Raw genomic sequence first — 391 nt, 5'->3', positions numbered from 1 at the left:
GATTATGTGATCATCAACTCTCCTTGGTGTGAGCTTGATGGGCGTGCATTCCGTGTTGGCGTTACTGACGTTGATACATTCACGCTAATTGGCGCTGATACTTCGGACACGACCGACTTCTCTCCGGGCGGTGGTGCTGGATCATTCCAAGAGGTTGTCTCTTGGACTGAAGTGCCTTGCGTTACCGACACGTCTCTTACTGGCGGCGAGGCTCAGTGGGCTGAGGTTGGCTGTCTTCAGGAGCAGAAGACCACTCGACTGTTTAATGGATTCTCTCCTATTGATTGGCAGATGTCTGTTGTTGATCTTGATGGTAACCCAGCGATTGAGCGGTTTGAGAAAGTGACCAAGTCTCAGGAGCCGACTATCACCCGCATTACGTTGAAGTCGG

The 391-nt window shown here is 51.4% G+C and carries 1 protein-coding gene; it reads left to right on the top strand.

Features of this window, described 5'->3' with window-relative positions:
• Positions 1–391: phage tail tube protein (locus RMT89_RS41440; RefSeq protein ID WP_315888922.1), on the top strand; the 391-nt coding region annotated here is incomplete at both ends.

The organism is Streptomyces sp. P17 (assembly GCF_032436805.1).
Lineage (GTDB): Bacteria > Actinomycetota > Actinomycetes > Streptomycetales > Streptomycetaceae > Streptomyces.
Note: the sequence above shows the minus strand (reverse complement) of the source record. Positions and strands in the feature narration are given on the sequence as shown.